The 1,851-nt window shown below is 59.2% G+C and carries 2 protein-coding genes; one reads left to right on the top strand and one right to left on the bottom strand.

The features are described from left to right. Positions 1-749: MBL fold metallo-hydrolase (locus ACH2EH_RS08575; RefSeq protein ID WP_395140777.1), on the bottom strand; the 749-nt coding region annotated here is incomplete at its 3' end. 110 nt (positions 750-859) lie between these two features. On the opposite strand from ACH2EH_RS08575, the gene ACH2EH_RS08570 reads away from it, so the two are divergent. Beyond that, positions 860-1,851, top strand: a 992-nt coding sequence (locus ACH2EH_RS08570; RefSeq protein WP_395140776.1) for a DUF58 domain-containing protein, incomplete at its 3' end; no start/stop codon positions are given.

Genomic DNA, 1,851 nt, shown 5'->3' with positions numbered 1-1,851 from the left:
TGCAGGAGCAGGCCGGTGTGGCAGATGTGGGTCAAGTAGACCGGTGCGCCGGGTGTCAGTCGGAGCTTGTTCTTGAAAGCGATGCACTCGTCGAGGCTTAAGTGGCCATCGTAGGGATTGGATGAGATACCTTTGCCACACTCGATAATGGCACCGTCCAGGGAAACGCCCTCCAGAAATTCCCAGGTGGGTGGATCGTACCAGCCCGTATCCGAGGCGTAGAGCAGATGTCTCGCACTTTCTGCCGCGCCCTCACGAAAGAGATAGTTCAGGCACAGCTCATCGGTTTTATGGTGCGCCGTGAGGGGTGTCACAAAAAGATGCCCAATCTGCACTTCCTGAAACGGCGTCAGCGGACGGCAGCGCAGCGGTGGCTCCTCGAAGAAAGACTCCAGCTCTGCCCGAAGTTTGCTCAGCGCATAGTCTGTCGCCCAGACCTGAAGCGGCCGCTCCCGATCCGGTGCGAAGTTACAGGAGAGATACTGGAGCTCACGCACGGCGAAGTGATCATCGTGGGTATGCGTGAAGAGCAAGTGCTCAATTGCCGTCAGATCACGCGCCGGGTACTTGTGCACCTGTGCCAGCGCATCGGGACAGAGATCCACACGCAGGGTCTCGTCCAGCAAGATGCCCGAGCGCAGCCGCAGGTTCTTGCCCCCACGACGAAGCGCTTCTTGATTGATAGGAGTCCGACTAAACAGTGCGGGAAACCCTTCTGCTGCTCCGGATCCTAGAAAAAAAACTCTCACCCAACCACTCCCACTTTGGATTATAACCTCAAGACATTTTCCTAGCAGTAGTATCGGTAAGATTGTCTATAAATTCTCATCCTCTCTAACGCAGGTACAATAGCCAGTAGATGACGATTCGTGAGATCATGGTGGGCTACCCGGCCTCCAAGGACATCAACCTCCACCCCTACTACCAGGGGCGGGCGGGGCAGTGGGTCTGGCGTTTCTACCACTTTCGGTTCACCCGGGCAGGGCGCTGGTTTCTGGGGCTGACGGGCGCTATTTTTTTTGTGATCGCTCTTTTCTGGAACTTGGACACGCAAACGGTTCCTCTGGCACTTTATTCCTCGGGGCTCTGGTGTCTCTCCTTGATAGCTTTTTTTCCGCTTCGTGTTCAGGCCCAGGTGCGTCATGCCGAGCGGATCACCGCCGGTGAGACTCTCATGGCAGAGGTCACCGTGACCAACTCGGGGCGGCTGCCGCTGGTAGATCTGACACTACAGGGGTGGGGGCTCCCGCTGCAAGTAGAGGCACTCCCCGAAGAGGGTGTGCCCGTGGGCAACTTACAGCCCGGAGAGAGCCGCCAGGTTGCGTTTCCGCTGCACTGTCGCGGACGAGGCGCTTTTATTTTTGGAGGCTACCGGCTCCTCAGTGACTTTCCCTTTGGGCTTCTCCAAGCCTACCAGATTCAGCGCCAGCCCACTCGCCTGATTGTCCACCCCAGCTTCCGCCCTCTGACCCGTTTTACGCTGCCCCGTGGGCGACGGTTCCAGCCAGGGGGAATCGCGATGGCGTCCCAGGTCGGCGATTCGTTTGAGTACCTGGGCAACCGGGAGTGGCGCGACGGCGACAACCCGCGCGATATTGACTGGCGCTCCACCGCGCGGCTTGCCGGAGCGGCGGGTGCCGCTCTGGTGGTACGCGAGTGGCGCGAGGAGTATTTTCTGCGGGTCGGTGTGGTGCTTGATACTCATGTTCCCACGCAGGGCTCCTCGCTTGCGCGGAAGGAGGCTCTGGAGCGTGCGGTCTCTCTCTGCGCGGCTGTCAGCGATGCACTGGCGCGCGAGGACTATATTGTGGATATGTTTGCAGCCGGGCCGATGGTCTATCATCTCACCGC

Origin of the sequence: Armatimonas sp. (genome assembly GCF_043760365.1) — a bacterium.
GTDB lineage: Bacteria > Armatimonadota > Armatimonadia > Armatimonadales > Armatimonadaceae > Armatimonas.
Note: the sequence above shows the minus strand (reverse complement) of the source record. Positions and strands in the feature narration are given on the sequence as shown.